The sequence below is a fragment of the Streptomyces sp. L7 genome, from assembly GCF_050990935.1.
In the GTDB taxonomy this organism is placed as follows: domain Bacteria; phylum Actinomycetota; class Actinomycetes; order Actinomycetales; family Microbacteriaceae; genus Leifsonia.
The window spans coordinates 1,108,008-1,134,079 of sequence record NZ_CP194644.1 but is presented as its reverse complement, the minus strand read 5'-3'; the positions used below and the strand labels follow the sequence as shown (position 1 = coordinate 1,134,079).

23 protein-coding genes, 1 tRNA gene and 2 pseudogenes are annotated in these 26,072 nt (G+C 68.7%); 16 read left to right on the top strand and 10 right to left on the bottom strand.

Annotation, left to right across the window (positions count from 1 at the left end):
- Positions 1-27: 27 nt before the first annotated feature.
- From ACR5MH_RS05690 to ACR5MH_RS05680, 3 genes are all read right to left on the bottom strand, one after another.
- A complete protein-coding gene (locus ACR5MH_RS05690) occupies positions 28-675 on the bottom strand; it encodes an NERD domain-containing protein (RefSeq protein ID WP_433862610.1) in 648 nt (215 codons plus the stop codon).
- A 219-nt stretch (positions 676-894) separates the two neighbouring features.
- Positions 895-1,140 carry a hypothetical protein gene (locus tag ACR5MH_RS05685; RefSeq protein WP_431346233.1) on the bottom strand — a complete coding sequence of 82 codons (246 nt, stop codon included), beginning with the start codon at positions 1,138-1,140 and terminating at the stop codon, positions 895-897.
- A gap of 30 nt (positions 1,141-1,170) precedes the next feature.
- Complete coding sequence (locus ACR5MH_RS05680; RefSeq protein ID WP_431346234.1) at positions 1,171-1,419, bottom strand: SCO4226 family nickel-binding protein; 249 nt, start codon at positions 1,417-1,419, stop codon at positions 1,171-1,173.
- A gap of 136 nt (positions 1,420-1,555) precedes the next feature.
- Here ACR5MH_RS05680 and ACR5MH_RS05675 point away from each other — a divergent pair, with 136 nt between their 5' ends.
- Positions 1,556-4,372, top strand: a complete 2,817-nt coding sequence (locus tag ACR5MH_RS05675) for an AAA family ATPase (protein WP_433862391.1) — start codon at positions 1,556-1,558, stop codon at positions 4,370-4,372.
- Positions 4,373-4,406: 34 nt separating this feature from the next.
- Positions 4,407-4,670, top strand: a complete 264-nt coding sequence (locus tag ACR5MH_RS05670) for a hypothetical protein (protein WP_431346237.1) — start codon at positions 4,407-4,409, stop codon at positions 4,668-4,670.
- Here the strand turns inward: ACR5MH_RS05670 and ACR5MH_RS05665 are convergent.
- Together ACR5MH_RS05665 and ACR5MH_RS05660 are read right to left on the bottom strand one after the other, a co-directional pair.
- The gene (locus ACR5MH_RS05665; protein ID WP_431346238.1) at positions 4,658-6,052 is read right to left on the bottom strand and encodes a cryptochrome/photolyase family protein; all 1,395 of its coding nucleotides are present in this window, start codon (positions 6,050-6,052) and stop codon (positions 4,658-4,660) included. The two genes, ACR5MH_RS05670 and ACR5MH_RS05665, sit on opposite strands and share 13 nt — an antisense overlap.
- Positions 6,049-6,687 carry an MBL fold metallo-hydrolase gene (locus tag ACR5MH_RS05660; RefSeq protein WP_431346239.1) on the bottom strand — a complete coding sequence of 213 codons (639 nt, stop codon included), beginning with the start codon at positions 6,685-6,687 and terminating at the stop codon, positions 6,049-6,051. Before ACR5MH_RS05660 ends, ACR5MH_RS05665 begins: the two co-directional genes overlap by 4 nt.
- Before the next feature lie 109 nt (positions 6,688-6,796).
- Here ACR5MH_RS05660 and ACR5MH_RS05655 point away from each other — a divergent pair, with 109 nt between their 5' ends.
- Positions 6,797-7,711: a diacylglycerol kinase family protein gene (locus tag ACR5MH_RS05655; RefSeq protein WP_431346240.1), complete on the top strand. Its 915-nt coding sequence runs from the start codon at positions 6,797-6,799 to the stop codon at positions 7,709-7,711.
- A gap of 82 nt (positions 7,712-7,793) precedes the next feature.
- Positions 7,794-7,866 (top strand) — tRNA-Glu (locus ACR5MH_RS05650).
- Positions 7,867-7,911: 45 nt separating this feature from the next.
- On the opposite strand, the gene ACR5MH_RS05645 is transcribed toward ACR5MH_RS05650, so the two are convergent.
- The 4 genes from ACR5MH_RS05645 to ACR5MH_RS05630 form a co-directional block, all read right to left on the bottom strand.
- Positions 7,912-9,054 (bottom strand): tyrosine-type recombinase/integrase, encoded by a 1,143-nt coding sequence (locus tag ACR5MH_RS05645; RefSeq protein WP_431346241.1) that lies wholly within the window; start codon positions 9,052-9,054, stop codon positions 7,912-7,914.
- A gap of 147 nt (positions 9,055-9,201) precedes the next feature.
- Positions 9,202-10,137, bottom strand: coding sequence for a hypothetical protein (locus ACR5MH_RS05640; RefSeq protein ID WP_431346242.1), 936 nt, complete (start codon positions 10,135-10,137; stop codon positions 9,202-9,204).
- A gap of 98 nt (positions 10,138-10,235) precedes the next feature.
- Positions 10,236-10,649: a hypothetical protein gene (locus tag ACR5MH_RS05635; protein ID WP_431346243.1), complete on the bottom strand. Its 414-nt coding sequence runs from the start codon at positions 10,647-10,649 to the stop codon at positions 10,236-10,238.
- A gap of 298 nt (positions 10,650-10,947) precedes the next feature.
- The gene (locus ACR5MH_RS05630; protein WP_431346244.1) at positions 10,948-11,835 is read right to left on the bottom strand and encodes an NAD(P)H-binding protein; all 888 of its coding nucleotides are present in this window, start codon (positions 11,833-11,835) and stop codon (positions 10,948-10,950) included.
- Positions 11,836-11,918: 83 nt separating this feature from the next.
- On the opposite strand from ACR5MH_RS05630, the gene ACR5MH_RS05625 reads away from it, so the two are divergent.
- A complete protein-coding gene (locus tag ACR5MH_RS05625; protein WP_431346245.1) occupies positions 11,919-12,260 on the top strand; it encodes a metalloregulator ArsR/SmtB family transcription factor in 342 nt (113 codons plus the stop codon).
- On the top strand, positions 12,257-12,994 hold the full coding sequence (locus ACR5MH_RS05620) for a DUF2071 domain-containing protein (protein WP_431346246.1): 738 nt from the start codon (positions 12,257-12,259) through the stop codon (positions 12,992-12,994). Before ACR5MH_RS05625 ends, ACR5MH_RS05620 begins: the two co-directional genes overlap by 4 nt.
- 262 nt (positions 12,995-13,256) lie before the next feature.
- On the opposite strand, the gene ACR5MH_RS05615 is transcribed toward ACR5MH_RS05620, so the two are convergent.
- A complete protein-coding gene (locus ACR5MH_RS05615; protein WP_431346085.1) occupies positions 13,257-14,480 on the bottom strand; it encodes an IS256 family transposase in 1,224 nt (407 codons plus the stop codon).
- 549 nt (positions 14,481-15,029) lie between these two features.
- On the opposite strand from ACR5MH_RS05615, the gene ACR5MH_RS05610 reads away from it, so the two are divergent.
- The 10 genes and pseudogenes from ACR5MH_RS05610 (at position 15,030) to ACR5MH_RS05565 (ending at position 26,047) form a co-directional block, all read left to right on the top strand.
- Complete coding sequence (locus ACR5MH_RS05610) at positions 15,030-16,664, top strand: DUF5597 domain-containing protein (protein WP_431346247.1); 1,635 nt, start codon at positions 15,030-15,032, stop codon at positions 16,662-16,664.
- A gap of 49 nt (positions 16,665-16,713) precedes the next feature.
- Positions 16,714-17,517 (top strand): MBL fold metallo-hydrolase, encoded by an 804-nt coding sequence (locus ACR5MH_RS05605; RefSeq protein ID WP_431346248.1) that lies wholly within the window; start codon positions 16,714-16,716, stop codon positions 17,515-17,517.
- A gap of 180 nt (positions 17,518-17,697) precedes the next feature.
- A complete protein-coding gene (locus ACR5MH_RS05600) occupies positions 17,698-18,768 on the top strand; it encodes a TerC family protein (RefSeq protein ID WP_431346249.1) in 1,071 nt (356 codons plus the stop codon).
- Between the two features lie 232 nt (positions 18,769-19,000).
- Positions 19,001-19,504: a PP2C family protein-serine/threonine phosphatase gene (locus ACR5MH_RS05595; protein WP_433862390.1), complete on the top strand. Its 504-nt coding sequence runs from the start codon at positions 19,001-19,003 to the stop codon at positions 19,502-19,504.
- 164 nt (positions 19,505-19,668) lie between these two features.
- A pseudogene (gene leuC, locus ACR5MH_RS05590) lies at positions 19,669-21,128 on the top strand (3-isopropylmalate dehydratase large subunit).
- Positions 21,128-21,727, top strand: coding sequence for a 3-isopropylmalate dehydratase small subunit (gene leuD / locus ACR5MH_RS05585; protein ID WP_431346252.1), 600 nt, complete (start codon positions 21,128-21,130; stop codon positions 21,725-21,727). Before leuC ends, leuD begins: the two are co-directional and overlap by 1 nt.
- Positions 21,728-21,786: 59 nt before the next feature.
- Positions 21,787-23,094 (top strand): UDP-N-acetylglucosamine 1-carboxyvinyltransferase, encoded by a 1,308-nt coding sequence (murA, locus tag ACR5MH_RS05580; RefSeq protein WP_433862609.1) that lies wholly within the window; start codon positions 21,787-21,789, stop codon positions 23,092-23,094.
- A 16-nt stretch (positions 23,095-23,110) separates the two neighbouring features.
- Positions 23,111-23,906 (top strand): annotated as a pseudogene (locus ACR5MH_RS05575) (lysophospholipid acyltransferase family protein).
- Positions 23,899-25,056, top strand: a complete 1,158-nt coding sequence (locus ACR5MH_RS05570; RefSeq protein WP_431346254.1) for an NAD(P)H-dependent glycerol-3-phosphate dehydrogenase — start codon at positions 23,899-23,901, stop codon at positions 25,054-25,056. Before ACR5MH_RS05575 ends, ACR5MH_RS05570 begins: the two are co-directional and overlap by 8 nt.
- Positions 24,953-26,047 (top strand): D-alanine--D-alanine ligase family protein, encoded by a 1,095-nt coding sequence (locus tag ACR5MH_RS05565; protein WP_431346255.1) that lies wholly within the window; start codon positions 24,953-24,955, stop codon positions 26,045-26,047. The genes ACR5MH_RS05570 and ACR5MH_RS05565 overlap by 104 nt, the downstream gene beginning before the upstream one ends.
- The last annotated feature ends 25 nt before the right edge of the window (positions 26,048-26,072 follow it).

Here is a 26,072-nt window from a genome sequence, read left to right as displayed (position 1 = left end):
TCGCGGCGGCTACGTGTCCCTCGGCGCTCAGCGGATCAGCACTGAGCTGACCGGGAGGGCGATGGCGACGGCGCCGAGCGCGACCGCGAGCAGCCAGCCGGCGCGCACGAGCTGCGCGGTCCTGACCTCGCGCTCGATGACCGCGAACCGCTCCACCGTCTCGGGGGACGAGTCCACCGGGCGCCAGGTGGCCGGGTCGTCGAACAGCCCCGCCACCTCGGCGATCGTGGCGGCGTCCAGCACGGCCGGGCGCCGGGTCAGCCACCGGACGAGCTGTTCGGCGCGCAGCACCACGACCCGGCGCGGCCGCTGCCGAACGGTGACCTCCTTGGTCCCGACGAGCGCGACGACGGCCGTCACGGGAGCGGCGATGCCCGCCTGCGCGAGCACGCCCCGTACGCGGGAGGCCTCCAGGTCGGAGTTGCGCAGGTACGGCTGCTTCTGACCGGCGACCAGCACCGCGCGCTCGCCCACCCACACGCGCTGGCCGCGGTGATGCTCGGTGTTGACGACGAACACGCCTGGCGGGCCGACGACGATGTGGTCGACGTCGGAGACCGCTCCGGAGGCGTCCGGTCGCGTCCCGACCGGAACGGCGTGGAAGACGCTCCAGCCCCCGGGAGCCGGTGGAGCAGCGCACCCACTTCGCGCTCGCCGAGCGCGCCGGCGAACCAGGGCGCGGTGTCCGCGCCGATCGGCCGTGCGCCGAGCGCGCGTGCGAGCGCGGACCGCGGCGGCGACTGGGTGTGCAGGCGCACCACCTGCTCCATCACCGCGGCGCCTGCGGCCCTGTCGCGCATGCGCGTCGTGCGCCGTCCGTTCTCGTTCATCCCCGCAAGCGTACGGACGTGCGGGAGGACTCCCCAGTCCCCAGTGAGGGACGACCGCGGCGGCCTACCCCTGGCCGGGTGCCCCCTCGCCGCGGGTCACGTCTGCGTCGGGTTCGCCGTCACCGGCGCGCTCGTCGGAGCGGCCGCCGACGCCCGGTTCCTGGTCCGGCAGCCGCTCCTCGAGCGAGTCGTTGCGGCTCGCGACCTCCTCCAGGGCGTCCTCCGGCGTGTCCCCGAGGCCGGAGACCTTGTCGCGGAGCTCCTGCTCGCGGTACTCGGGAGGCTCGGGTGCGTCGTTTCGATCCGTCATGCGGCGCACTCTACGCCGAGCCGGCCTGAGTCAGACCATGATGTCGACGGCGTAGACCTGGTCGGTGGGATGCCCGGCCTTCTCGTGCACGCGCATCACCGCCTCCCTCGACGGCCCGGTCGACAGGCAGAACACCTTGCCGCTCTCCGGGTCGAGCCAGGCGGTCTCGAAGTGCACGCCCTCCTCGCCCTCGACCGCCAGGTCGGCCGCGTGGGCCTCGGCGAGCTGGTCTTCGGTGACGCCGACGAATCCGTCGTGGACGTCCATGAATCGTGTCATGATCGGCTCCTTCTCCTCGTGCCGCCGGGGATCCTCCCCGCGACGTCCGGAGTCTCCTCGAGCGGGTGACGCCGTGGCATCGGTCATCCGACCGATCCCGGTGCGGCACGCGTTCGCGCGGCGCTATGCTTCGCGCATGGATGCGGCGCCGGCATCGTTCCGGGGCGCCGAACGCGTGTGCCCGGTGTTCGTGGGCAGGGAGGACCTGCTCGCGCTGGCCCGTCGCCGCCTGGCCGCCGCGCTGGACGGCCGGGGCGGCCTGCTGCTGATCGCGGGGGAGGCCGGGATCGGCAAGTCACGGCTGATGGAGGAGGTCGTCGCCCTCAGCGTCGCGCGGCGGGTGCACGCCGACGCGTACGCGGACGACCGCGAGACCCCCGGGCTGCTGCTGCTCGGCATCGCCGCGTCGCTCGCGGAGGCCGGGGACGGCCCGGCAGCCGAGCGGATCAGAGGACTGGTGCTGCGCGGCGACCCGGCTGACGGTGCGGATCCCGCGACGCGCTCGACCCGCCGACGGCTGCTGGTCGCGGAGCTGGCCGCCACTCTGGCCGCGGCGCTCACGCTGCCCACGATCCTCGCCCTGGAGGACGTGCACTGGGCCGACCAGCTCGGGCTCGACGTCCTCCGCCGGGTCGCGGTCGCCGTGCGCGAGCGGCCGAGCCTGCTCGTGGTGACGTTCCGCACCGAGGACCCGGAGGTCGCGGCGGAGGCCACCGCGTGGCGGCTCGACCTGGTGGGCCACAGGCTGGCGGAGGAGGTGCGGCCCTCGCGACTCGGCGCCGACGGGGTCGCGCGGATGCTCGCCGCCATCCGCGGCACCGAGCCGTCCGCCGAGGAGGCCGAACGGCTGCACGCGGTGAGCGACGGCATCCCGCTGCACGTGGAGGAGCTGCTCGCCGAGGGCTCCGACGGCGCTCCCGAGACGGTCGCTACGGCTGTGCTGTCCCGCACCCGCGCCCTCGCACCGGCGTCGTCGGCCGTGCTGGAGGCGGCGGCCGTGATCGGGCGCGAGTCCGACGTCCGGCTGCTCGCGCTGGTCGTCGGCGACGAGTGGGACCGGGCCGCGCGAGAGGCCGCCCTCGACGACCTCGTGGCGCAGCACCTCCTGGTCCGAGCCGCGACCGGGTCCTACGACTTCCGGCACGCCCTCATCCGGGACGCGGTGTACTCAGCCGTGCCGTCCCCGCGCCGGCGCATCCTGCACGGGCGCGTCGTGGACGCCGGCGCCGGCCTGTCCGACGCACTGCTCTCGCTGCACGCCGAGCGCGCCGGGCGCGCGCGGGAGGCGTACGCTCTCGCCCGGCGCGCGGCCGAGCGGGCGGCCACGCTGTCCGCGCATCGCGAGGCCGCCGACCTCTACCGCCGCGCGCAGCGGACGATGCCGCTCGCCGTGGACGGCCCCGACCGGGCTGACCTCCTGCGCCGGCTCGGAGCCGAACTCGCCGCCGTCGACGCCAACCGGGAGGCGGCGACAGAACTGGCGCGGGCCGTCGACCTGTACCGCACCGCCGGGCTCGCACGGGAGGCTGCCGCCGTCGTGCCGGCGCTCGTCGCCGCGCGGCACCTCCTCGGAGCGGACTACCCGTCGCGAGTGGCGGCCCTCCGTGCCGCGCTCGGCTGGATCGACGCCGACGACGACGCGGAGGCCGTTCGGGTGCGCGGCCGTCTTCTCGCCGCGCAGGCAGCCGCCGCCATGCTCGAGCGGCGGCTGGACGACGCGCGGCGGGTCGCCGTGGAGGCGCGGGGGCTCCTGACCGCGGAGGGCGACCGGATCGGCCTCGACGCCACCCTCGGCTCGGTCCTGGTGTTCGCGGGGGAAGGCGAACCGGCCTGGTACCTGCTGCTCGGCGCGGCGGAGGAAGGCGCGGCGCACGGCCAGGAGGAGGCGTCGGCCCGCGCGTACCGGATGCTCGGATCGAGCGCGTCGGTGCTTCTGCAGTACGAGCGCGGGGCCGAGTGGCTGGCCGACGGGATCGCCTACGCCGAGCGCATCGAGCGCTGGAACGATGCGCACTATCTCACCGCGCACCTGGCGCACGTGCGCTGGGCCGGCGGCGACCTCCGCGCCGCGGCAGAGCTCGCCGGGCACGCCCTCGCGGACGGCCGCGGCGGCATCACCACGGAGGTGACCGCGCTGCACGTCCTCGGCTACTGTGCGCTGTCCTCGGGCGATCTCGTCCGCGCCGAGGAACTGCTGCGCCGGGCGGAGGGGATCGGCGAGCGGATGCAGGAGCTGCAGCGGCTGTCGCCTGCGCTGTGGGGGCTCGCCGAGACGGCCCTGCTCGCGGACGACGCCGCCGCCGCGGTCGGCTACTGCGAGCGCGGCGCGGTCGAGTCGCGCCGCGTCGAGGACTCCGCCTACGCGTTCCCGTTCGCGGTCACCGGGGTGCGGGCGCACCTGGCGGCCGGTGATGCCGCCGCGGCACGGGCATGGCTGGACCGGATCAGCGTCCTGGTCGAGCGCCGCCGGATCCCAGGGACGGAGTTCGCCCTCCAGCACGCCGCCGGGGTCCTCGCCCTGCGCGAGCGGCGTCCCTCCGACGCCCGGGACCTGCTGGAGTCGGCCTCCGCCGGGTGGGACGCGCTCGGCCGGTGGTGGGAGGGCACGCAGGCGATCCTGGACCGCGCCGAATGCGCACGCCGCACCCGCAGCCCCGGGGAGGCGGCCGCCCTCGTCGCCGAGGCCCGCACGCGAGCACGCGGGACGGTCCTGGAACGCCGCGCGGACGCGCTGACCGCGCGGCTGGCCGAGGGCGTCGAGCCGTCGATGCTGAGCGCGCGCGAGGAGGAGGTCGCCGCGCAGATCGCAGGAGGCGCGACCAACCGGGAGATCGCCGCCGCCCTGCACATCGCCCCGAAGACCGTGTCGACGCATGTCGAGCACATCCTCGCCAAGCTCGGAGCGTCACGCCGGTCCGAGATCGCGGCGTGGGCGGCCGGGCGCAGGACTTGACGGCCCTCGTGCCCGCCGGGCTACCATGCCGCACATGAGCCAGATCGAGACCGGGATCGTCTCCTACACGCTGTCCTCCGACTACTATGCGCAGGTCGGCGCCGACTTCGACACCGAGGCGGTGGACGACGCCATCCTGGCCGAGCTGAACCGAAAGCTGCCGAGAGGGATCGTCGTGCAGCGCAGCGGCAAGGTGCTGGCCGACGAGGAGCTGGCCGATGTCGCCCGGAAGCTGGACTGGCCCGAACTGCTGCGGCAGATCGACGTGGACCAGATCCTCGCCGATCACGCGCGCTGAGCGCTCTTGACGGTCTCGTAGGCGGAGAGCGCCGCGCGCCGCGACTCACCGAGGTCGACGACCGGCTCCGGGTAGTCGCCGGTGTCCCACTCCGGCACCCAGCGCCGCACGTAGTCGCCGTGCCGGTCGAACTTCGTGCGCTGCAGTTCGGGGTTGAACACGCGGAAGTAGGGCGCGGCGTCCGCTCCGGAACCGGCGACCCACTGCCAGTTGAACGGGTTGTTCGCCGGGTCGGCGTCCACCAGCGTGTCCCAGAACCACTGCTCGCCGTACCGCCAGTCGATCAGCAGGTTCTTGGTGAGGAAGGACGCGACGACCATCCGCACCCGGTTGTGCATGACTCCGGTCGTCCACAGTTCGCGCATTCCGGCGTCCACGAGCGGGACGCCGGTGCGACCCTGTTGCCAGGCGCGCAGCACGGACGGGTGCAGGCGCGGCCAGGGGAAGGAGTCGTACTCGCGATGGATGTTGACCGTGGCCAGGTCGGGGTGCTCGAAGAGCGTGTGGTAAGCGAACTCGCGCCAGCCGAGCTCGGAGAGGAAGGTGGCGGCCGCCTCGGCCAGGACGCCGTCGGATCTGTTCGCATCGCGCGCGGCGGTGATCGCGTGCCAGACCTGGTGCGGGCTCAGCTCGCCCCACCGCAGGCGCGGGGAGAGCCGGGAGGTGCCGTCGACGCCAGGGACGTCCCGGTCGTCGCGATAGCCGGTGAGACCGTCGGCGACGAAGCCGTGGAGGGCGGCGTTCGCCGCGTGCTCGCCCGGCGCCCAGGTGTCGCGGAGTCCGGCGGCCCAGTCCGGCCGGGTGGGCACGAGGTCGAGGTCGTCGATCGTGAGTCCGTCGAGTGCCGGGCCGGCCCTGAGCTCCTGCGGTGCGCCGAGCGGTCTTCGCGGTGCCGGGGCCGCCTGGCACGCCCGCCAGAACGGGGTGAAGACCGAGAACGGCGTTCCGGCGCCGGTGCGGATCGTCCACGGCTCGAAGAGCAGGCTCGCGCCGAAGCTCTCGGCCTCGACTCCGGCCTCCCGAGCGGCGGCCTTCACGGCCGTGTCGATCCGTCGCTCGGGGCCGCCGTAGCGGCGGTTCCAGAAGACGGCGCCAGCGTCCAGGTCTCCGAGGAGTGCCGCGATCGTCGGCTCTGCGGGTCCGCGCAGGACGACGAGCCGGGAACCGCGCTCGCCGAGGTCGGCGTCGAGCGAGGTGAGGCTGTGGTGCAACCACCACCGGGCGGCGCCGCCGGGTGGGCGGAGGCCAGGGGACTGTTCGTCCCAGACGTAGACGCAGACGACGGGGCGCCCGGTGCGCGCGGCCGCGTCCAGAGCCGGGTTGTCGGCGACGCGGAGGTCGTCGCGGAACCAGACGACGGCCGGGCGGGAGTCGGCGGTCACAGGTCGAGCGCGTCGCCCGGCTCGAGTGCGAAGAACTCGCCGCCGTTCTGCTCGGTCGCCCACGCGATCCGGGAGTTCGAGAGATCCTTGCCCGCCCGGGACAGCACCATCTCGTGGGTGGGGAAGCTGCGCTTGGGCTTCGCCGCGAGCACGTAGTCCATCGTCTCGGCCACCTTCATCCACGGCGCGCCGGCGGGCACCGCCAGCACCTCGAGCTCCACGCCCTCCGGGATGACGAACGAGTCGCCCGCGTAGTAGAGCTCTTCGTTCACCAGCACGCCGAGGTTGTCGACCACGGGGATGCTCTCGTGGATGACGGCGTGCCGGCCGCCGAAGAAGCGGAGGATGAACGGGCCGGCCTCCACGGTGTCGCCCGCGTGCACCACCGTGATGTCGAAGTCCGCGGCGGCCCTGGCCACGCCCTCCGGCGCGAAGATCGGCACATCGGAGTTCATCTCCACGACGCGCTTCAGCTGCTCCGGGGTCCAGTGGTCGGCGTGCTCGTGCGTGACGACCACGGCCACGGTGTTCGCGGTGTCCGTCAGCGGCGAGGTGAAGCTGCCCGGATCGATGAAGAGCTTCTTCCCGGACTCCTCCAGGAGCAGGGCGGCGTGTTCGAACTTCGTCAGTCTCATGGCTTCATCAAACCTCCACAGAGGAGCGCGCGCCAGTTCCGGTCGTGTCGCGCTGCGTTCCGGTCGTGTCGCGCTGCGGGGGACGGCGGCTATGCCATAGTCGTGGACTATGCCTGTCATCCCTCGGACCGTGGTCGTCGCGGTCAACCCGATGGCGTCGTTCGGGCGGCGCCGTGAGGTCGGGCCGCGCGTCGTCGAACGGCTGCGTGCCGCCGGGCACACCGTGATCGCGGTGGACGAGGCCAACATCGAGCTGCTCCGCCGGGAGACGACCCGCGCCGTGGAAGCCGGCGCCGACGCCCTCGTCGTCGTCGGGGGAGACGGCATGGCGAACCTGGGGATCAACATCGTCGCGCAGACGGAGATCCCGCTCGGGATCGTGCCGACCGGCACGGGCAACGACCTCGCCGACGGTCTCGGCATCCCCACCGACGACGCCGACGCGGCCATCGACCAGCTCCTGGAGGCGCTGGGACACCCGCCGCGCACGATCGACGCCGGGCTCATCCGGCACGGCGAGCAGCACGGCGAGCTCAGCACCTGGTTCGGCTGCGTGCTCTCTGCGGGGTTCGACGCTACGGTGAACGAGCGCGCCAACCAGATGACGCGTCCACGAGGCCGCAGCCGCTACGTCTTCGCGCTGCTGCGCGAGCTGGCGGTCCTGCACCCCCGCCCGTACCGCATCGTCGCCGACGGCGAGCAGATCGCCACCGAGGCGATGCTCGTCTCGGTCGCCAACAACCGCTCGCTGGGCGGCGGCATGCGCATCGTCCCGCACGCGGATCTCGCCGACGGCCGCTTCGAACTGTTCGTGGTGACGAAGATGTCGAGGCCGCGTTTCCTCCGGCTGTTCCCGAAGGTGTTCCGCGGCGAGCACACCGACCTGCCCGAGGTCTCCTTCCGCAGCCTCAGCACGGTGCGGATCGAGGCCGAGGGCGTCGTCGCGTACGCCGACGGCGAGCGGATCGGCCCGCTCCCCGTCGAGGTCTCGGTCGTCCCCGGCGCGCTCCGCGTCCTGGTCTGACGGCCGCGCGACACTCCCGGGGTGACGGCGCCGTTTTGGAGGAAGACACCGTTCTGTGGCATTATCGATGAGTTGCAAAGACGGCCCCATCGTCTAGCGGCCTAGGACGTCGCCCTCTCACGGCGGTAACGCGGGTTCAAATCCCGCTGGGGTCACAATCGCCCGCTTCCCTTGATTTTCAAGGGAAGCGGGCATTTTTCTTACGCGCCCGGTGATGTCGCGGATCGGCTTCGTGGCAACACTTTGGCAACATTCGATTTCATAGCTGCGTCATCCAGCGCGATGGCAACGGCGTCTAGGTCATCCTCGAAGAGGTCGGCGTAGACATCGAGGGTGATGCTGGCCGACGCGTGGCCGAGCATTCGCTGCACGGCTTTGACGTTGGCGCCGGCCGACACAGCAAGGCTCGCTGCAGTATGTCGCAGCTCGTGAGGCGTTAGCGCCTCGAGCCCGATCGCGGCCGCTGCGGGATCAAACCAGCCGTTGCGGAACGTGTGATTCCGTAGCCAGATCTTCGTTCGACTGCCGTAGAAAACCGGATCGTCGCCGCTACGGCCTCTGGTCTGCGATCTGAGCGCGTCGACCAGAAATGCAGGAATGGGGATCGAGCGGTGCTCGTAGTCCTTGGGCGGCTCGATGCGCTGGTAGCCCTTGTCGGCCACGACCGTCTGCTGGACCGTGAGCCGCTTCCGCGCGAAGTCGATGTCTCGCACCCGGAGCCCTGCAAGCTCGCCCCAGCGCAGCCCGCAGTAGGCGAGTGTGAGGACGAGAATGTCGTAGCCATACTGGGAGCCCTTTGAGCGATCTCCGACGGCCTGAGCAAGCGCAGCGACCTGATCGTGGGTGAGATAGCGCTTGATGGCCCGTACGCGCTTCGGGAGTTTGAGCTTGACTGCTGGGTTGGCTGGAAGCCGTCCGTCATCCACAGCGAGCTGCAGTGCCCCGCTGAGTACGTTTACGATTTTGCGGATCGTCTCGGGGGACCCGGGCAATCCGGCAGCCCACTCCTGGACTCGCAGCCGGTTCAGGTTGCCAATCGGGATGCGTCCCAACTCTGGTTCGATGTAATTCGCGATGATTCCCTCAACGCGGGTTCGCGTTGTCGCTCGAAGGTCGGGCCTCGTCGCGAGCCATCGGCTCATCCAGCTCGCAACGGTTGTACGGCTCTTGGCGGGATCGACGTAACGCCCGGTGGCCTTGTCCACCTCGACCGATGCCAAGAAGATCTGGGCGTCGAACTTGGTCCGGAACCCACGCTTCGACGTCTGCAGGTGGTCGGGTCGTCGGTAAAGCACCCGATACCGCCGGCCTTTGGTTGTCTCGTACGCCTCGATGCTTCCCATGGCACACCCCCTGCGAAGAATGCACCGATCCACCGACACCGGCTCGGTAGATCACCCCGTCTTGGGTGAGCAGCACCCAACCCACGTGCGAATGATGTGGGCGGCGGCTCCCTCACCGCGCCATCTCCATCGGCACCTGTCCGGCGTTCAGTCGAAGGTCGGATACTCCCACGGCGGCGCCCCTTCGAGGGCAGCGAATCGCGCCAACGAACGGTCGCAGGCGGCGCGCCACCGGTCGTTCACAGCCGTGGGTGGCCATGCGAGATGAGCCAGTTGAGCCGTGACGTGGACCGTGCAGCGAAGCATCGTCTGCGCATCGTCCAGAGCCAACTCCCTCGGCACTTGGAGGCTGATGTCTTCCGGGGAGACGTCGGCGGGGTTCTCAGGCACGTCGACCTGAGCGAACATCGCGATCGCGAAGCTCTGACCGTGGGCTACGGCCGATAGCTGCGAGTAGTAGAGGTCACCATAGGTCGCGTCCCCATGGGCACCTTGGATCTCGGCGGGGATCACGTCGTTTATCAGAGCCGACGTCATCGCGGCGAACTTCGGAGGCGTATACATTTCGGCGCGTTCTCTTAGCGCCCATGCCGTGATCTGTTGTCGGAACTCCTTCGCGGTGACCCTATCGCCCGACACGCCCGCGATCGACTGCTCGTACCGCTCGGAGTAGCCCAGTTCCGCGAAACTCAGACACGCGGTGGCGACAGCCAGAGACCTAGCGTCCGAGTTCTTCAATAGCCAGTGCGGTCGGCTGAGCACTTCCAGGCCCCCACGGGTGAGCGTGGAAAGCGACGCGGCGGCGGGCTTGTTGCCGCGTAGCAGGGCGGCCATGCCAGCGAGGTGGTCGAACCCGGCTAGGACGGCGATCTGGATTGTCTGCATTGCAACGTGCGTGACGCTCGTCCCGTGCCAGCCCGGGTGAGTGTTGATTGGGTCATCGAATAGGGCGCGCGCCGGCGAACCTGGCCACGGGTCCGTCAACATGATCGCCGTCATCAAGGTCCGACCATGGCGGGCGACATCGAGCAAAGCCCCGCTGATTTCTGCACGCTCCGCTTGCGTCAGTCTCGCGTCATCCACCAAGTCACTCCGATTCGGATTCGCTTCACCGCAGGGTACTGGCCCGAACACCCGAGTCCTGAGCGATATCGACGATGTTGTCGCGGGAAGTGTCGCGCTCAGGTCGGCGACTCAACGCGACTAGCGCTTGTCCCTTGCAACTCGGTCGATCCGCGCTGCACCCGTTTGTTGAGCGCTTGTCGGCTCAGGCCTGTCCTACTCGCGAGCGAATTCCAGCTCTCGCCGACCTCGCGAAGCTGCGCTATCAACTCGTCGCGCTCGACGAGTGCTTCCTGTTGAACCAGACGGAGTCGATCGATGGTCCGCGAAAGTTCGGTGAGTTTTTTGAGGGCGTCGACGCGCGTGCCCCATTCGGCTTGAAGCTTCAGCATCGCGTCGGCGGCGTGCCGCTGTGCGGCCTGCTGTTCGCGGTCTTCAGCGCGTCGGATGGCGGCGACATCGTGTGCTTGGCGTTGTCGTGCGTAGGACGCTTCACGCTGCCTGCCCTTGCTCGAACTGCCATGATTTGCCATGCAACCAGGTTTACACGCGACCCCTGTCATTCACTGCGCGCCGAAGGGCCCCACTTAAAGTGCCTACGTGCATTGCTCCTCGTTGCTTTGCTCTTGGTTCTCCTCTTCGGCCTTCCATCTCCCTTGTTTCTTGCTCTTGGGTCATTCTCTGGTTGGTGTTTCTCGGCTTGGTCTCTTATTGGTTCCTTGGCCTTGGTTCCTCCGTTGGGCCCTCGGCCTTCGCGTTCGCATCTGGTCGGCCGCGGCGACTCCCTGGTTGAGGGGTGCGATGGCTTGATCCCGCTTGTACCCACGGTTCTCAGCGCGCCATGCGTAGGTCGCTTAACCCGAACCCTCCACGTTCGGGGAGTGCTGATTCGATTTGCGCTGTCGAGAATGGGAGACGTGGGCGGAGCGACTCGGGCAGCTCGTCAGTTGGCGGTGCAGCCTCAGAGACACCCTCGGCCAACATTCGGGCCTGAGCTTTGGCGATCAACGGAACCTTCATGGTCCACTCTGTTATCTGAGCGAGGACGCGTATCGTCCACACCGGTGCAGGGACGACGAGGACGCGTCGGCCGACGATGCCCGCGATTCGATGAACGACCTCACTGAGCATGAGTTCTTCGCCGCCGACAACCGCGACCGTGGAGTAGGGAAGTTCGCCGTCCGCCGCCGCGACTAGGACGTCGACCATTTCGGTGATGGGGACGGGGCGGATCGGCTTCTCATGGAGTCCAACTGTCGCGAAAAGCGGCACGGTCTGAACCGAGCGGCTGACATGATCGACCAGGTGGTCGCCGTGGCCGTAAATCATGCCGGCCTTGAGGATGGTGTAGTCGAGGCCTGACTGGCGGATGAGTTCTTCCGCCGCCCATTTCGACTCGTGGTACGGAGACCCGCAATTCGGGCGTGCCCGCAAGAAGCTCAGCATCAGGATGCGCTTCACGCCCGCTCGCTGAGCGGCTTCGACTACCGCTCGCGTGCCGTCGATGTGCACCTTCTGGTAGGTCTGCGTGCCGATTTGGCGGTTGATTCCGGCGCAGTGAGCAACGACATCGCAGCCCGCGAATGCCGTGGCCAGAGCATCAACATCGTCGATGTCGACGCCCGTTCGTCGGGACACCACGACCGTCTTCGACGGGTCGTAGCGCTCGGCCAAGTGTCTTCCCACGAAGCCGGCGCCGCCGGTGATGGCGATCTTCATGTTTGATGTCTCCTTACGAACAAGCTCTCGGAGACAAGCTATGGGCTTTGTAGCTATTTAGCAAGGATGCTAGAATGCGAATCATGCAAGACAGTGTCAGCGACATCTTCGAAGCACTAGCGCACCCCACGCGCCGGCAGATTCTCCAAGACCTCAAGGGTGGGGAGCTCGCGGCCGGAGAGATCGCTGCGAAATTCAGTGCATCCGGCCCCACCATTTCTCGCCATCTCGGGGTGCTTCGAAACGCGGGCCTCGTGAGCGAACGTCGTGACGGGAATCGGATCCTGTATTCCCTTGTCGGGGACCGGTTGGCGCTGTCGGTCGGGGATTTCCTTTCGACGGTGTGCCCGGAGCAGATTGTGATGCGCGAAGTGCGAAAGAGGACGGGCCCGTCGGCACGCAATGCGAAGGGCGCGACCGCATGAGCGGGTTCAGGACTCTTCGAGCGCAGGTTCGGCGCCGTCTTCTCATCAGCTACCGAGTGAAGCCGGAGGTGGCCCAGACTCTGATCCCGGAACCGTTCCGTCCGCAGATCGTCGATGGCAGCGCTGTCGCGGGTGTCTGCATGATCGGGCTTCAGTCGGTTCGGCCCGGTTGGATACGCCCTCGATTGGGGTTCCGGACCGAGAACGTCGCTCATCGGAGTGCTGTTGAGTGGGACGAAGGCGGCGTCACGCGAAGCGGGGTGTACATCGTGGAACGTCACAGCTCATCGCTGCTACCTGTGCTCGGCGGCGGCCGGCTCTTTCCCGGAGTTCAAAAACTTGCGCGATTCAAGCTCGACGAGACGGCATCGCGGTTCCGGGTGACCATGTCGGCACCCGGAACTCACGTGGCCGTCGATGTGGCACTCGGTGGCCCGTGGAACAGCTCCCTGTTTCCGACCGTCGAAGATGCCTCCTCATTCCACGAACACGGCGCAGTCGGTTGGTCACCCTGCAGGGACGGCAGGGGAGTGGAGCCACTCAAGTTGACGTCGACCGACTGGGCGGTGGAACCGGGAAGGGTGATCAGCGTTCAATCGTCGTTCTTTGATGAGCTCCCTCAAGGGGCAGCCGTTCTAGACAGCGTGGTCGTGATGCGGGATCTTCCGTTTTTCTGGGACACGCCGGCAATTGTTCCGGAGCGAGTCGCAAGTGATTCCAGCTCGGTACTGTGAGCCAGTAGTCGAGTCTTTCCGAGACCGCTGTTCCTCCGACATCCCGCACATAGCAGCCTTGCTCCCTGAGCATCCGCGTCAAGGGTGCAGCTTCGCTGCATCGCGAAGCGACGCGCAGCGCCCTTGACCCGGACGATCAGGAAGCAAACGATTAGCTGTGGGGAAGTCGGATCTATCAGGCGATTTCAGGGGTCTGGCCCGCGGGTGGCGTCCCGTTGTGTGGTGGAGTTTCTCGACACCGTGCGGGATCAGCTGTTGGTGATTATGCCGCAGTGAGTTCGGGGATTGCCACCTCCTCGGTTTGAACGTCCAGGAGCTTCATGGAGTGTTCGCTGAAGTAGCGGCGGTCGGCGCCGTCCCATTCGTCGTGTTGCTCGATCAGGACGTGCCCGGCCAGGCGCAGCAGCGCGGCCGGGTTGGGGAAGGTGCCGACGACGTCGGTGCGGCGTTTGATCTCCTTGTTGACCCGCTCCAGCGGGTTCGTGGACCAGATCTGCCGCCAGTGCGCGACCGGGAACCCGGTGAAGGCGAGGAGGTCATCGCGGGCGTCCTCGAGCATGTCCGCGACCTTGGGATGCGAGCGGGCTAGCATCCGGGTGACCTCGCCGAACTGGGCGATCACATGCTCGGTGTCGGGTTGGGCGAAGATCGTGCGGATGATCGAGGCAACCATGGGACCGGCCGTCTTCGGGACGTTGGCGAGGACGTTGCGCATGAAGTGAACGCGGCAGCGCTGCCAGGCCGCGCCGGCGAACACCGTTTGGATGGCGGCGATCAGACCGGTGTGGGCGTCGGAGATCACCAACTTCACCCCACCCAGCCCGCGCGCTTTCAGGGAGCGCAGGAAGCTGGTCCAGAACGGTTGCGACTCCGTCTCGCCGACCTCGAACCCGAGGACCTCCCGGCGCCCGTCGGCGGCGACACCGACCGCGACCACGACCGCTTGGGACACCACCCGGCGGCCGACGCGGGCCTTGCAGTAGGTGGCATCCAGGAACACATACGGGTAGGTCGTGTCCGTCAGCGGCCGGTCGCGGAACGCCGCGACGTCCTCGTCCAGGTTCGCGCAGATCCGGGACACCTCCGATTTGGAGATCCCGGTGCCGGCGCCGAGCGCCTTGACCAGATCATCGACCTTCCGGGTCGAGACCCCGTGAACATAAGCCTCCATCACCACCGCGAACAGCGCTTGATCGACCCGGCGGCGCCGCTCCAACAGCGACGGGAAGAAGGAGCCTTGCCGCAGCTTGGGGATCTTCAACTCCAACTCGCCGGCGGTCGTGGTCAGAGCCCGGGGTCGGGTGCCGTTGCGCTGGGCCACCCGATCGCTGGTGCGTTCGAACGGGGCGGCGCCGATGAACGCGACAGCTTCCGCGTCGATCAATTCTTGGTACAGGGTTTCGGTCGCGACCCTAATCCGGTCGCTGACATCGGTGAGTTTGAGTTCCCCGAGCAGCTCGAGGAGGGCAGACTGGTCAAGAGCCATCGTGCGTTGTGTCCTTCCGTGAGATTCCTAGACAGTTCTCACTGACCATCGCACGATGGCTCACTGCGTCAACGACGTGACACTCAAGCCCAAGAACTACACCACCCCAAGGGACGCCACCGGCCCGCGCGGCACGCCTGGCTTTTGTGGCAACAAAATGGCAACAACTGCACGAGGATTCAGGTCATCTGCATGATTTACGGTGATCGCGGATCCCGCTGATTTACTGGGATCGCGGGCGTATTTGCCGAAATTCCCCTCGGACCCTTCGCCCTCTCACGGCGGTAACGCGGGTTCAAATCCCGCTGGGGTCACCACAGCCCGCTTCCCTTCATTTTCAGGGGAAGCGGGCTTTTCTTCGTCGCCAGTTGATGGCGCGAACCGGAACCTGGCCACGGGGCGACATCGAGCAGAGCCCCGCTGATTTCTGCACGCTCGGCTTCCGTCGCCCTGGCTCTTCTTCCGTTCGCTCCCTATCGTTTGTCACTCTTCGGTCCTGTCGGCTGACTCCCGCAACTTATGTCGATTTCGTGTAAAAGTAGTCCATAATTGGACCACGCGGACGGAGCAGGCATGACAACATCGTTGGTCGTCGATGGACGCCCTTTTCTCGCCATCGGTGGGGAGGTACACAATTCGAGCTCGTCGGACGCCGCCTTTCTGGCCACCGAGTGGGGTCGGCTGGCGCGCACGGGAATCAACACGGTGCTGGTCTCCGTTGCCTGGTCCGAAGTGGAGCGTGCGGAGGGCGAATTCTCGTTCGAGATCGTCGACGAGTTGCTCCGGTACGCGCGCGACGCCGGTCTGCGGCTAGGAGTTATTTGGTTCGGTGCATTCAAGAACGCGCTCTCCACCTACGCACCGAGTTGGGTCAGGGCCGACACGGGCAGATTCCCGCGCGCTGTCCCGCAGCAGGATCCGCTGCCCACGCCGTTCAGCTACGACGGCGCCACGGCGAAGCCCGTGCTCTCGGTCTTCTCGCCGGACCTCGCCGCCGCGGATGCGCGGGCGTTCACGGCGTTCGTGCAGCATCTTGCCATGGTCGACGACGCAGGCACGGTGATCATGATCCAGGTCGAGAACGAGATTGGGCTGCTCGGTTCTTCCCGAGATCATTCTGAGCCCGCAGCGGCGGCGTGGGCTGGTCCTGTTCCCGCTCGGCTGATCGCTCTGGCGCACGAGGAACCTGAAGCGCTGCCCGCCGGCGTCGCTGCTGCTCTCGCTGATGTAGCGCACGGTGCGACGTGGGCCTCGCTCGCGGGGTCGCAGGACGACATCGACGAGACGTTCATGGCATGGGCGTTCGCCGAATACGTCGAACGGCTCGCCATGTCGGCACGTCCGGTGACGCGCGTCCCGTTCTACACCAATGCATGGCTCGGGCCGCAGCCCGGCCAGGACCGGCCCGGTCAGTATCCGAGCGGAGGGCCGACCGCCCGGATGCTCGGGCTTTGGCAGGATGCCGCGCCGTCGCTCGACTGGCTGTCGCCGGATATCTACATCGACGACACTCGCGCGGTGCTCGAGGCCTACGCCCAGCGTTCCAACCCTCTGTTCGTTCCCGAGTCGCGGTTCTCCGCCGGCGACCTGTTCGTGGCTGTCGGAGCCCTGAACGCGATCGGCTACTGCACCTTCGGACTGGAGGACGGCCGCGACGGCGCGTTGTTCTTCCGGGCCGCGCGCAGCCTCCTCGCGTTGTGGGATCTGATCACCGCCCATCGTGACAGCGCGGGCGTCTGGGGATTCGCGCTCGACGCGGACGAGCAGTCCGAGGGGCACGATTTCGGCGACATCACCGTCACCGTACGGAACGGGCCAGCGATTTTCGCCAGGATGCTCCTCGACGTGGGAGTGCAACTCCCCGAGCCCGAGGCAACGGCGTCCGAGACGCTTCCCGGCGCCATCCCCGTCCCCGCCGACTCGCGCCCGTTCGGCATCGTCATCCGAACCGGACCGGACCGGTTCGTCGTCGCGGGGCAGGGGGCCCTTTTCGATTTCGACTCGGAGAACGGGCTTGTGGAAATCGACGAGGTGCGTGAGCTCATCCCGGAGGGCGGCACCCTCCGACCGGCGCGCTTCCTGAACGGCGACGAGCGGCTAGAGGTTGTTCCGCAATCAGGAATCGGGATCGCCGAGATCACACTCGTCCGGCCGGTCCCCGCACCGATAGCCATCTCGGCGTGAGGCCAAAGCCGTCCCGATTATGCTTTCCCACTCTGCTACCGTCGCCACCATGCTGAATCCGGTCGCCGAGGGCGTGCGCGTCCACCAGAGCGAGTTCTGTCAGACCAACACCGTCGTGGTCGACGGGGACACCGGCGTGCTGCTGGTCGATCCGGGCATCCTGGACGGGGAGCTGAGCGGCATCGCCGCCGAGCTCCGTGCGTCCGGCACGCCGGTCGCCGCCGGGTTCGCCACCCACCCGCACTGGGATCACGTGCTCTGGCATCCCGCGTTCGGCACGCCGCCCCGTTTCGCGACGGCGCATGCCGCCGGCGCCATCGAGGCCTTCCTCGCGAACGAGGCGTGGCGGGAGTGGGTCGCCCCGATGATCCCGGCCGACATCGCCGACCGCGTGCCGCTCACCCTCTTCGGCGAGCTCACCGCCCTCCCGGACGGCGCCGAGTGGATCCCGTGGGACGGCCCGCGCGTGCGCGTGATCGAGCACCGCGCCCACGCGGCCGGCCACGCGGCGCTGCTGATCGAGGAGCGCGGCATCCTCGTCGCCGGCGACCTCCTGTCGGACGTGCTGGTGCCGCTGCTCGACCACAGTGCGGACGACCCGGTCGAGGACTACCTCGCCGCCCTGACGCTCATCGAGAGCATCGCGGACGGCGTCGGCACGGTCGTCCCCGGTCACGGCTCCGTCACGGGAGCGGATGGCCTTCGCGAGCGGATCGGGCTCGACCGCGCCTATCTGCTCGCGCTCCGCGCCGGCGAGCAGCCGGAGGACGACCCGCGGCTCGGCCCGGACGCCGTCTACGACTGGGTGGCCGGCGTTCACGAGCGGCAGGCGGGGCTCCTCGCGCAGCGGTAACGGGGCGCACCGACCCGCCGACCCGCTAGACTAGGTGCTCGCGAAGGGGAGTATCCCGAAGAGGCCGGACGGCCTCGCGCTGCGCACGTCATCACGGTCCGGTCGGGCCCGGGCGCAGCGGCACGGATGTGCGGGAGAGACTTTCGGGTCCATCCCGCCTACCCTTCGAAAGGTCTTCCGTTGGAACTCGCGCTCCCGCTCTGGTTCGAGGTCGGCAGCTTCGTCGTCCTGCTGCTCATCCTCGCCTTCGACCTCCTGATCGTCTACAGGCGCCCGCACATCCCGAGCCCCCGGGAGTCCGCGCTGTGGGTGGCCTTCTACGTCGGCCTCGCGCTCGTCTTCGCACTGCTCATGCTGCTGATCGGCGACGCCGAGCACGCCGGGCAGTTCCTCGCCGGCTGGCTCACCGAGTACAGCCTGAGCATCGACAACCTGTTCGTGTTCGTGATCATCATGGGGCGGTTCGCGGTGCCCAGGAAGTACCAGCAGGAGGTGCTCATGGTGGGCATCATTCTGGCGCTGATCTTCCGCGGCCTGTTCATCCTGCTCGGCGCCGGTCTCATCGCCAGCTTCAGCGCGATCTTCTACCTGTTCGGCGCGTTCCTGCTCTGGACGGCGTTCAACCAGGCGTTCGGGAAGCACGACGACGAGGGCGCGCAGGACAGCCGGCTCATCCGCTTCGCGCGGCGCCGGCTCAAGGTCTCCGACCAGTACGAGGGCAACAGGCTGCGCACGACCGTGAACGGCCGGCGGATGTTCACGCCGCTGATCATCGTCTTCCTGGCGCTCGGGACGACCGACCTGCTGTTCGCGCTCGACTCCATCCCGGCGATCTTCGGCATCACGCAGAGCGCGTTCATCGTGTTCACCGCGAACGTCTTCGCCCTGATGGGGTTGCGCCAGCTTTACTTCCTGCTCGGGCACCTGCTGGAGAAGCTCGTCTACCTCAAGTACGGGATCGCGTTCATCCTCGCCTTCATCGGCGTCAAGCTGGTCTTCCACGCCATGCACGAGAACACCCTGCCGTTCGTCAACGGCGGCCAGCACATCGAGTGGGCGCCCGACATCAGCACCTGGACCTCGCTCGGGGTGATCGTGGGTGCAATGGCGGTCGCGACCGTCGCTAGTCTGGTGAGGCTGCACCTGAGCGGCACCACCGTCGAACGCGCCATCCACGGGGATGACGACCCGGCGACGACGACCGCAGAGGCCGCCCCGGCCGCGACATCCCCGGAGGACCCACGCACATGACTTCCCGCGTCGAGGTGAGTGCCAGAAGCGACACCGGAGCGGTCCGGCAGATCAACGAGGACAGCTACCTCGCCCAGGACCCGGTCTTCGTGGTCGCGGACGGAATGGGGGCCACGCACGCGGCGACGCTGCGAGCCGGACGGCGGTCGACAGCCTCGCCCGCACCCTTCCGGCCGGGGCGACGCCGACGCCGGAGGAGGTCATCACCGCGATCGACGAGGCGAACGCGGCCGTGCGCGCGCTGTCCGACGCGGAGGAGACCGGCGCGGCCGTCGCCGGCACCACGCTGACCGGCGTGGTGCGGGTGCGTGTGCCGGAGCGGGCGGCGGAGGAGTGGATGGTCGTCAATGTCGGCGACTCCCGCGTGTACTCCTGGGACGGCCGAGAGCTCCGCCGGCTGACCGTCGACCACTCGGCGGTCCAGGAGCTGGTCGACGCCGGGCTCATCACCCCCCAGCAGGCGGCCGTGCACCCGGAGCGCAACGTGATCACCCGTGCGCTCGGGGCGGAGGACTTCGTCGACACCGACAGCGAACTGCTCGCCCCGGACGACTCCCGGACCTTCCTGGTCTGTTCGGACGGCCTCACCCGGGAGCTGGGCGACGAGACCATCGCGGACATCCTCGCCGGCGACCCGGCCGACCCGGCCGCGGTGCTCGTTGAGGCCGCGATCGCCGCCGGCGGGCACGACAACGTCACGGTGCTCGTCGTGCGGCCGGGAACCGGACGGTCCTGAGCCCCGGTGCGCTTGCGGCCTGGCCCCAGCGCGGGTGATAGCCTGAGAGCGTGTTCGCGGGTCTGCTCCTCCTTAGCCGCCGCGGCGAGTCCTAATCCTCAGGCCACCCTCGCCGCGGAGTCCGTCGACGGCTGATCCGTGAACGAAGCTCAAGGAGTACCGAGATGACGACGCAGCACAGTCCGCTGACCCTGGCGGAGAAGGTGTGGCGAGACCACCTGGTCGTGAAGGGTGAGGACGGCACGCCCGACCTGATCTACATCGACCTCCACCTGGTCCACGAGGTGACCAGCCCGCAGGCGTTCGACGGCCTGCGCATGGCCGGGCGGCCCGTCCGCCGCCCCGACCTCACGATCGCGACCGAGGACCACAACACGCCGACCATCGGCATCGACCGGCCGATCGCCGACCTGACCAGCCGCACGCAGATCGAGACGCTGCGCCGCAACGCCGAGGAGTTCGGCGTCCGCCTGCACTCGCTCGGCGATGTCGAGCAGGGCATCGTGCACGTCGTCGGCCCGCAGCTCGGTCTGACCATGCCGGGCATCACGGTCGTCTGCGGCGACTCGCACACCTCCACGCACGGCGCGTTCGGCGCCATGGCGTTCGGGATCGGCACCAGCGAGGTCGAGCACGTGCTCGCGACGCAGACGCTGCCGCTCAAGCCGTTCAAGACGATGGCCATCACAGTGGAGGGCGAACTGCGTCCGGGCGTGACGGCGAAGGACATCATCCTCGCGGTCATCGCGAAGATCGGCACCGGCGGCGGTCAGGGCTACGTGCTCGAGTACCGCGGCAGCGCCATCCGCGCGCTCTCGATGGAGGGCCGCATGACGATCTGCAACATGTCGATCGAGGCAGGCGCCCGCGCCGGCATGGTCGCGCCCGACGAGACCACCTACGCCTACCTGAAGGGCCGCCCGCACGCCCCAGAGGGCGCCGACTGGGACGAGGCGGTCGCCTACTGGAACACCCTCGCCACGGACGACGACGCGGTCTTCGACGCCGAGGTCTACCTCGACGCCGCCGAGATCGAGCCGTTCGTGACCTGGGGCACCAACCCGGGCCAGGGCGTCTCGCTCAGCGAGGCCGTCCCGGACCCGGCGGCGATCGCCGAGCCGAACGCCCGCGCCGCCGCCGAGCGCGCGCTCGAGTACATGGACCTGACACCGGGCACGCCGATGAAGAGCATCCCGGTCGACGCCGTGTTCATGGGCTCGTGCACCAACAGCCGCATCGAGGACCTGCGGGCCTTCGCCTCCGTCATCAAGGGCCGCAAGAAGGCCGACGGCGTGCGCGTGATGGTCGTGCCGGGCAGCGCCCGCGTGCGCATCGAGGCCGAGGCCGAGGGGATCGACAAGATCGTCGAGGAGTTCGGCGCCGAGTGGCGGTTCGCCGGCTGCTCGATGTGCCTGGGCATGAACCCGGACCAGCTCGCGCCGGGGAGCGCTGCGCCTCCACCTCGAACCGCAACTTCGAGGGCCGGCAGGGCAAGGGCGGGCGCACGCACCTGGTGTCGCCGCTGGTCGCAGCGGCCACGGCCATCCGCGGCACGCTCGCGAGCCCGTGGGACCTGGAGCACGACGACGCGGATACGCAAACGGGAGAGAAGGTGGGCGCCTGATGGACAAGTTCGAGACCGTCACCGGCGTGGCCGTGCCGTTCCGCCGCTCCAACGTCGACACCGACCAGATCATCCCCGCGGTCTTCCTCAAGCGGGTCACCAAGACCGGGTTCGACGACGCGCTCTTCCACGAGTGGCGCAAAGATCCTGAGTTCATCCTCAACCAGGAGGCCTACCAGGGCGCGAAGGTGCTCGTGGCCGGCGCCGACTTCGGCACGGGCTCCTCACGCGAGCACGCCGTCTGGGCGCTGCGCGACTACGGTTTCCAGGTGGTCCTCAGCCCGCGGTTCGCGGACATCTTCCGGGGCAACTCGGGCAAGCAGGGCCTGCTCACGGGCATCATCACCGAGGAGGACGCGGAGCGTCTCTGGGCGGCCATCGAGGCCGAGCCGGGAATATCCGCGACGGTGGACCTGGTTGCCAAGACAGCGACCGTCGGTGGGGTCCAGGTGTCTTTCGACATCGACGACTACACTCGCTGGCGTTTGCTCGAAGGGTTGGACGACATCGCTCTGACCCTGCGCGATGAGGCGCGAATCTCCGAATACGAAGCCGCTCGCGCACGCTGGCGGCCCAAGACACTCCCGGTGAAAATTTGAACTCGCTTCTTCAGGACTCCCAGGCGGCAGGCGCGCACGTCGGTCTCACGGCCGACCGCATCACGATCAACGGCGGCATCCCGCTCCGCGGCCGAATCGAGGTGCGCGGCGCCAAGAACTTCGTCACCAAGGCGATGGTCGCCGCCATCCTGGGCGAGGGCCCGAGCGTGCTGCGCAACGTCCCGAACATCAGCGATGTCCGGGTCGTCCGCGGCCTCCTCGAGGTCCACGGCGTCAAGGTCACCGACGGCGCGGAGGAGGGCGAGCTGCTGCTCGACCCGAGCGCGGTCGAGTCGGCGCACATGGCCGACATCGACGCGCACGCCGGCTCCAGCCGCATCCCGATCCTGTTCTGCGGGCCGCTGCTGCACCGGCTGGGCGAGGCGTTCATCCCCGACCTCGGCGGCTGCCGCATCGGCGACCGCCCGATCGACTACCACCTCGAAGTGCTCCGCAAGTTCGGTGCCGTGGTCGAGAAGCTGCCGACCGGCATCCGGATGACGGCCCCCGAGGGCCTTCACGGAGCCAAGCTCGAGCTCCCGTACCCGAGCGTCGGCGCCACCGAGCAGGTGCTCCTGACGGCCGTCCGCGCCGAGGGCATCACCGAGCTCAAGGGCGCGGCGATCGAGCCCGAGATCATGGACCTGATCAACGTCCTGCAGAAGATGGGCGCGATCATCTCGGTCGACACCGACCGCGTGATCCGCATCGAGGGCGTCGACAAGCTGGTCGGCTACAGCCACACCGCGCTGTTCGACCGCAACGAGGCCGCGAGCTGGGCCGCTGCGGCCCTCGCCACCAACGGCGACATCTATGTCGGCGGCGCCCGCCAGCCGGAGATGCTGACCTTCCTCAACGTCTTCCGCAAGGTCGGCGGCGCGTTCGAGATCCACGACGACGGCATCCGTTTCTTCCACCCGGGCGGCGAGCTGAAGCCCGTCGTGATCGAGACCGACGTGCACCCCGGCTTCATGACCGACTGGCAGCAGCCGCTCGTGGTCGCCCTGACCAAGGCGGAGGGCGTGTCGATCGTCCACGAGACCGTGTACGAGCAGCGCTTCGGATTCACCGACGCGCTGATCGACATGGGCGCGAAGATCCAGGTCCACAAGGAGTGCCTCGGCGGCCACGACTGCCGCTTCGGGCAGCGCAACTTCAACCACTCCGCGGTCATCATGGGTCCGGTGGAGTTGAAGGGCGCCGACGTGGAGATCCCCGACCTGCGCGGCGGGTTCAGCCACCTCATCGCCGCCCTGTCGGCGGAGGGCCGCTCGACCGTCAGCAACGTCGGCATCATCAGCCGCGGGTACGAGAAGTTCATCACCAAGCTCGAACTGCTCGGGGCGGACTTCGTCCTCGAGGGGTGAGGCCCGCGATAATGGGATGGTGCCCCATCCCGATGAACCCGTGAACCCGTCTGCGTCCGCGAAGCCCGAGCGGCAGCGCTCCGAGAAGAGCCGACCCTCGATCTTCTGGGTGCTGGCCTTTCTCGTCATCCCGCTGGGGAGCCTGCTCGCCCGATTCCGCATCACGGACGGGCAGAAGCTCCCGAAGCACGGCGCCTACATCATCTCGCCGAACCACTACAGCGAGATCGACCCGGTGATGGTGGGAATGGTCGTCTGGAAGCTCGGGCGACTGCCTCGGTTCCTCGCCAAGGAGAGCCTGTTCCGCATCCCCGTCGGCGGCTGGTTCCTGCGCAAGTCCGGGCAGGTGCCGGTGGCGCGCGGCGGGTCCGCGCGCGGCGCCGCCCCTCGCGGAGGCGCAGAAGATCGTGGACGACGGCAAGGTCGTCATCATCTACCCGGAGGGCTCGCTCACGCGCGACCCCGACATGTGGCCGATGCGCGGCAAGACCGGCGCGGCGCGGATGGCGCTGGAGCACGACCTCCCCGTCATCCCGATGGCGCACTGGGGCACCCAGCAGGTCATGGCGCGCTACGCGAAGAAGATCAGCTTCTTCCCGCGGAAGACCATCGCGGTCAAGGTCGGCGACCCGGTCGACCTGTCCGCGTTCCGGGGCCGCAGCCTCGACCAGGCCACCCTCACCGAGGCGACCGAGGTCATCATGAACGCCATCACCGCGCTGCTCGAGGATCTGCGCGGCGAGAAAGCGCCGGAGACACGCTGGGACCCGGCGGCGCACAACCAGAAGGAGACCGGCCGCTTCGATGGCTGACAGGAAAGGCCGGACGGCCGCACCACCGACCACGCCTCCCCGACGCGTCGCCGTCCTCGGCGCCGGAAGCTGGGGGACGACCTTCGCGAAGATCCTCGCCGACGGCGGCAACGATGTCGTGCTCTGGGCGCGCCGCCCAGAGCTGGCGCGCGAGATCAACGAAGTGAAGCGCAACAGCGACTACCTGGAGGGCATCAACCTCCCGCGCAACCTGCGGGCGACCTCCCACATCGGCGAGGCGATGCGCGGCGCCGAGCAGGTCTTCGTCTCGATCCCCAGCCAGACGCTGCGCTCCAACCTGGAGGCCATCGCCCCGCACCTGGGGCCGGAGACCATCCTCGTCAGCCTGATGAAGGGCGTCGAGAAGGGCACCGGCCTGCGGATGAGCGAGGTGATCGCGCAGGGCCTCCCGATCGACATGGAGCGGATCGCGGTGGCGTCCGGCCCGAACCTCGCGCTGGAGATCGCACGCGAGCAGCCGACCGCCGCCGTGGTGTCGTCGGAGAGCCTGGAGACCGCGCAGGCCGTGGCGATGGCCGCCACCAACCGCTATTTCCGCAGCTTCGTGAACACCGACGTGATCGGCACGGAGTTCGGCGGGGTGCTCAAGAACCTCATCGCCGTGGCGATCGGCATCGTGGACGGCGTCGGCTACGGCGAGAACACCAAGGCCTCGATCATCACGCGCGGCCTGGTCGAGATGACCGACTTCGCGGTCGCGTACGGTGCGGAGGCCGTGACGCTCTCCGGCCTCGCGGGCCTCGGCGACCTGATCGCCACGTGCGAGTCGTCGCTCAGCCGCAACAACACCGCCGGGCGCCTGCTCGGGCAGGGCTACAGCTTCAACGACGTCGTCAAGCAGATGAACCAGACGGCGGAGGGCCTCGCCTCGGTCGCACCCATCCTGCGCCTCGCCGAGGAGCGCGGCGTCGAGATGCCGATCGTCCGCCAGGTGAGCCAGGTGCTCGCCGGCACGCTCGACCCCAAGGACATCGCCCCCCATCTGACCACCGAGGACGACGAACCACAGGGAGAGAGGACAACGGATGACGGACAAGGTCGCAGTCGCACTTCTGTTTGGAGGTCGCTCAAGCGAGCATTCGATCAGCTGCGCGACGGCGGCGGGAGTGCTGGCGGCGATCGACCGTGACCGCTACGACGTCATCCCCGTCGGCATCACCCATGAGGGCGCCTTCACGCTCCAGCCTGACGACGCGGCGCGCTTCGCGCTGAACGCCGACGTCCTCCCGGAGGTGGAGGACAACGGCTCCCGCATCGTCTGGCCGGAGTCGTCGACCTCCCGTGAGCTGGCCGTGGTCGCCGCCGACGGCACCCGCTCCTCGCTGGGACAGGTGGACGTCGTCTTCCCGATCCTGCACGGCCCGTGGGGAGAGGACGGCACCGTCCAGGGCATGCTCGACCTCGTCGGCCTTCCGTACGTCGGCAGCGGCGTGCTCGCGAGCGCGCTCGGCATGGACAAGCACTTCACCAAGACGGTGCTGCAGCAGGCGGGCATCCCGGTCGCGCCCTGGCAGACCGTGACCGCGTACCAGTGGGCGACGGACCAGGAAGCGGTGCGCCGCGAGGCCGAGCAGCTCGGACTTCCGGCGTTCGTGAAGCCGGCCCGCGCGGGCTCCAGCGTCGGCGTGTCCAAGGTGACCGCGTGGGACGACCTGGGAGCTGCGATCGACACCGCCCTCGCCGAAGACGACCGCGTGCTGATCGAGTCGGCGGTGGTCGGCCGCGAGGTGGAGATCGCGGTGCTGGGCGGCCGTCCGGGTCAGGCTGCGCGCGCCTCGGTCGCCGGCGAGATCGTCATCACGGGCCGCGACTTCTACGACTTCGCGGCCAAGTACCTGGACGCGCCGGGCATCGACCTGGTCTGCCCGGCCGACCTGACCGACGCCGAGCTGACCGAGATGCGCGACCTGGGCGTCCGGGCGTTCGACGCCATCGGCGCGGAAGGCCTGTCCCGGGTGGACTTCTTCCTCACTGCCGACGGCTTCGTGGTGAACGAGATCAACACCATGCCGGGGTTCACCCCGATCTCGATGTTCCCGCGCTGCTGGCAGGAGTCGGGGCTGGCCTACCCGGCCCTCATCACCGAACTCCTCGACGTCGCCGTAGCCCGAGCAGCATAGCCCCCGCACCTTTCGTGCCGAATGC

What these genes read in the sequence shown, in the direction of transcription:
- ACR5MH_RS05655 (WP_431346240.1), top strand. Translation starts at nt 6,797, where the DNA reads ATGCCTGTCATCCCTCGGACCGTGGTCGTCGCGGTCAACCCGATGGCG.
- ACR5MH_RS05675 (WP_433862391.1), top strand. Translation starts at nt 1,556, where the DNA reads ATGGATGCGGCGCCGGCATCGTTCCGGGGCGCCGAACGCGTGTGCCCG.
- ACR5MH_RS05670 (WP_431346237.1), top strand. Translation starts at nt 4,407, where the DNA reads ATGAGCCAGATCGAGACCGGGATCGTCTCCTACACGCTGTCCTCCGAC.
- ACR5MH_RS05615 (WP_431346085.1), bottom strand. Translation starts at nt 14,480, where the DNA reads ATGGCTCTTGACCAGTCTGCCCTCCTCGAGCTGCTCGGGGAACTCAAA.
- ACR5MH_RS05565 (WP_431346255.1), top strand. Translation starts at nt 24,953, where the DNA reads ATGACGGACAAGGTCGCAGTCGCACTTCTGTTTGGAGGTCGCTCAAGC.
- leuD (WP_431346252.1), top strand. Translation starts at nt 21,128, where the DNA reads ATGGACAAGTTCGAGACCGTCACCGGCGTGGCCGTGCCGTTCCGCCGC.
- ACR5MH_RS05660 (WP_431346239.1), bottom strand. Translation starts at nt 6,687, where the DNA reads ATGAGACTGACGAAGTTCGAACACGCCGCCCTGCTCCTGGAGGAGTCC.
- ACR5MH_RS05630 (WP_431346244.1), bottom strand. Translation starts at nt 11,835, where the DNA reads ATGAAGATCGCCATCACCGGCGGCGCCGGCTTCGTGGGAAGACACTTG.
- ACR5MH_RS05680 (WP_431346234.1), bottom strand. Translation starts at nt 1,419, where the DNA reads ATGACACGATTCATGGACGTCCACGACGGATTCGTCGGCGTCACCGAA.
- ACR5MH_RS05645 (WP_431346241.1), bottom strand. Translation starts at nt 9,054, where the DNA reads ATGGGAAGCATCGAGGCGTACGAGACAACCAAAGGCCGGCGGTATCGG.
- ACR5MH_RS05605 (WP_431346248.1), top strand. Translation starts at nt 16,714, where the DNA reads ATGCTGAATCCGGTCGCCGAGGGCGTGCGCGTCCACCAGAGCGAGTTC.
- ACR5MH_RS05685 (WP_431346233.1), bottom strand. Translation starts at nt 1,140, where the DNA reads ATGACGGATCGAAACGACGCACCCGAGCCTCCCGAGTACCGCGAGCAG.
- ACR5MH_RS05570 (WP_431346254.1), top strand. Translation starts at nt 23,899, where the DNA reads ATGGCTGACAGGAAAGGCCGGACGGCCGCACCACCGACCACGCCTCCC.
- ACR5MH_RS05635 (WP_431346243.1), bottom strand. Translation starts at nt 10,649, where the DNA reads ATGGCAAATCATGGCAGTTCGAGCAAGGGCAGGCAGCGTGAAGCGTCC.
- ACR5MH_RS05620 (WP_431346246.1), top strand. Translation starts at nt 12,257, where the DNA reads ATGAGCGGGTTCAGGACTCTTCGAGCGCAGGTTCGGCGCCGTCTTCTC.
- ACR5MH_RS05625 (WP_431346245.1), top strand. Translation starts at nt 11,919, where the DNA reads ATGCAAGACAGTGTCAGCGACATCTTCGAAGCACTAGCGCACCCCACG.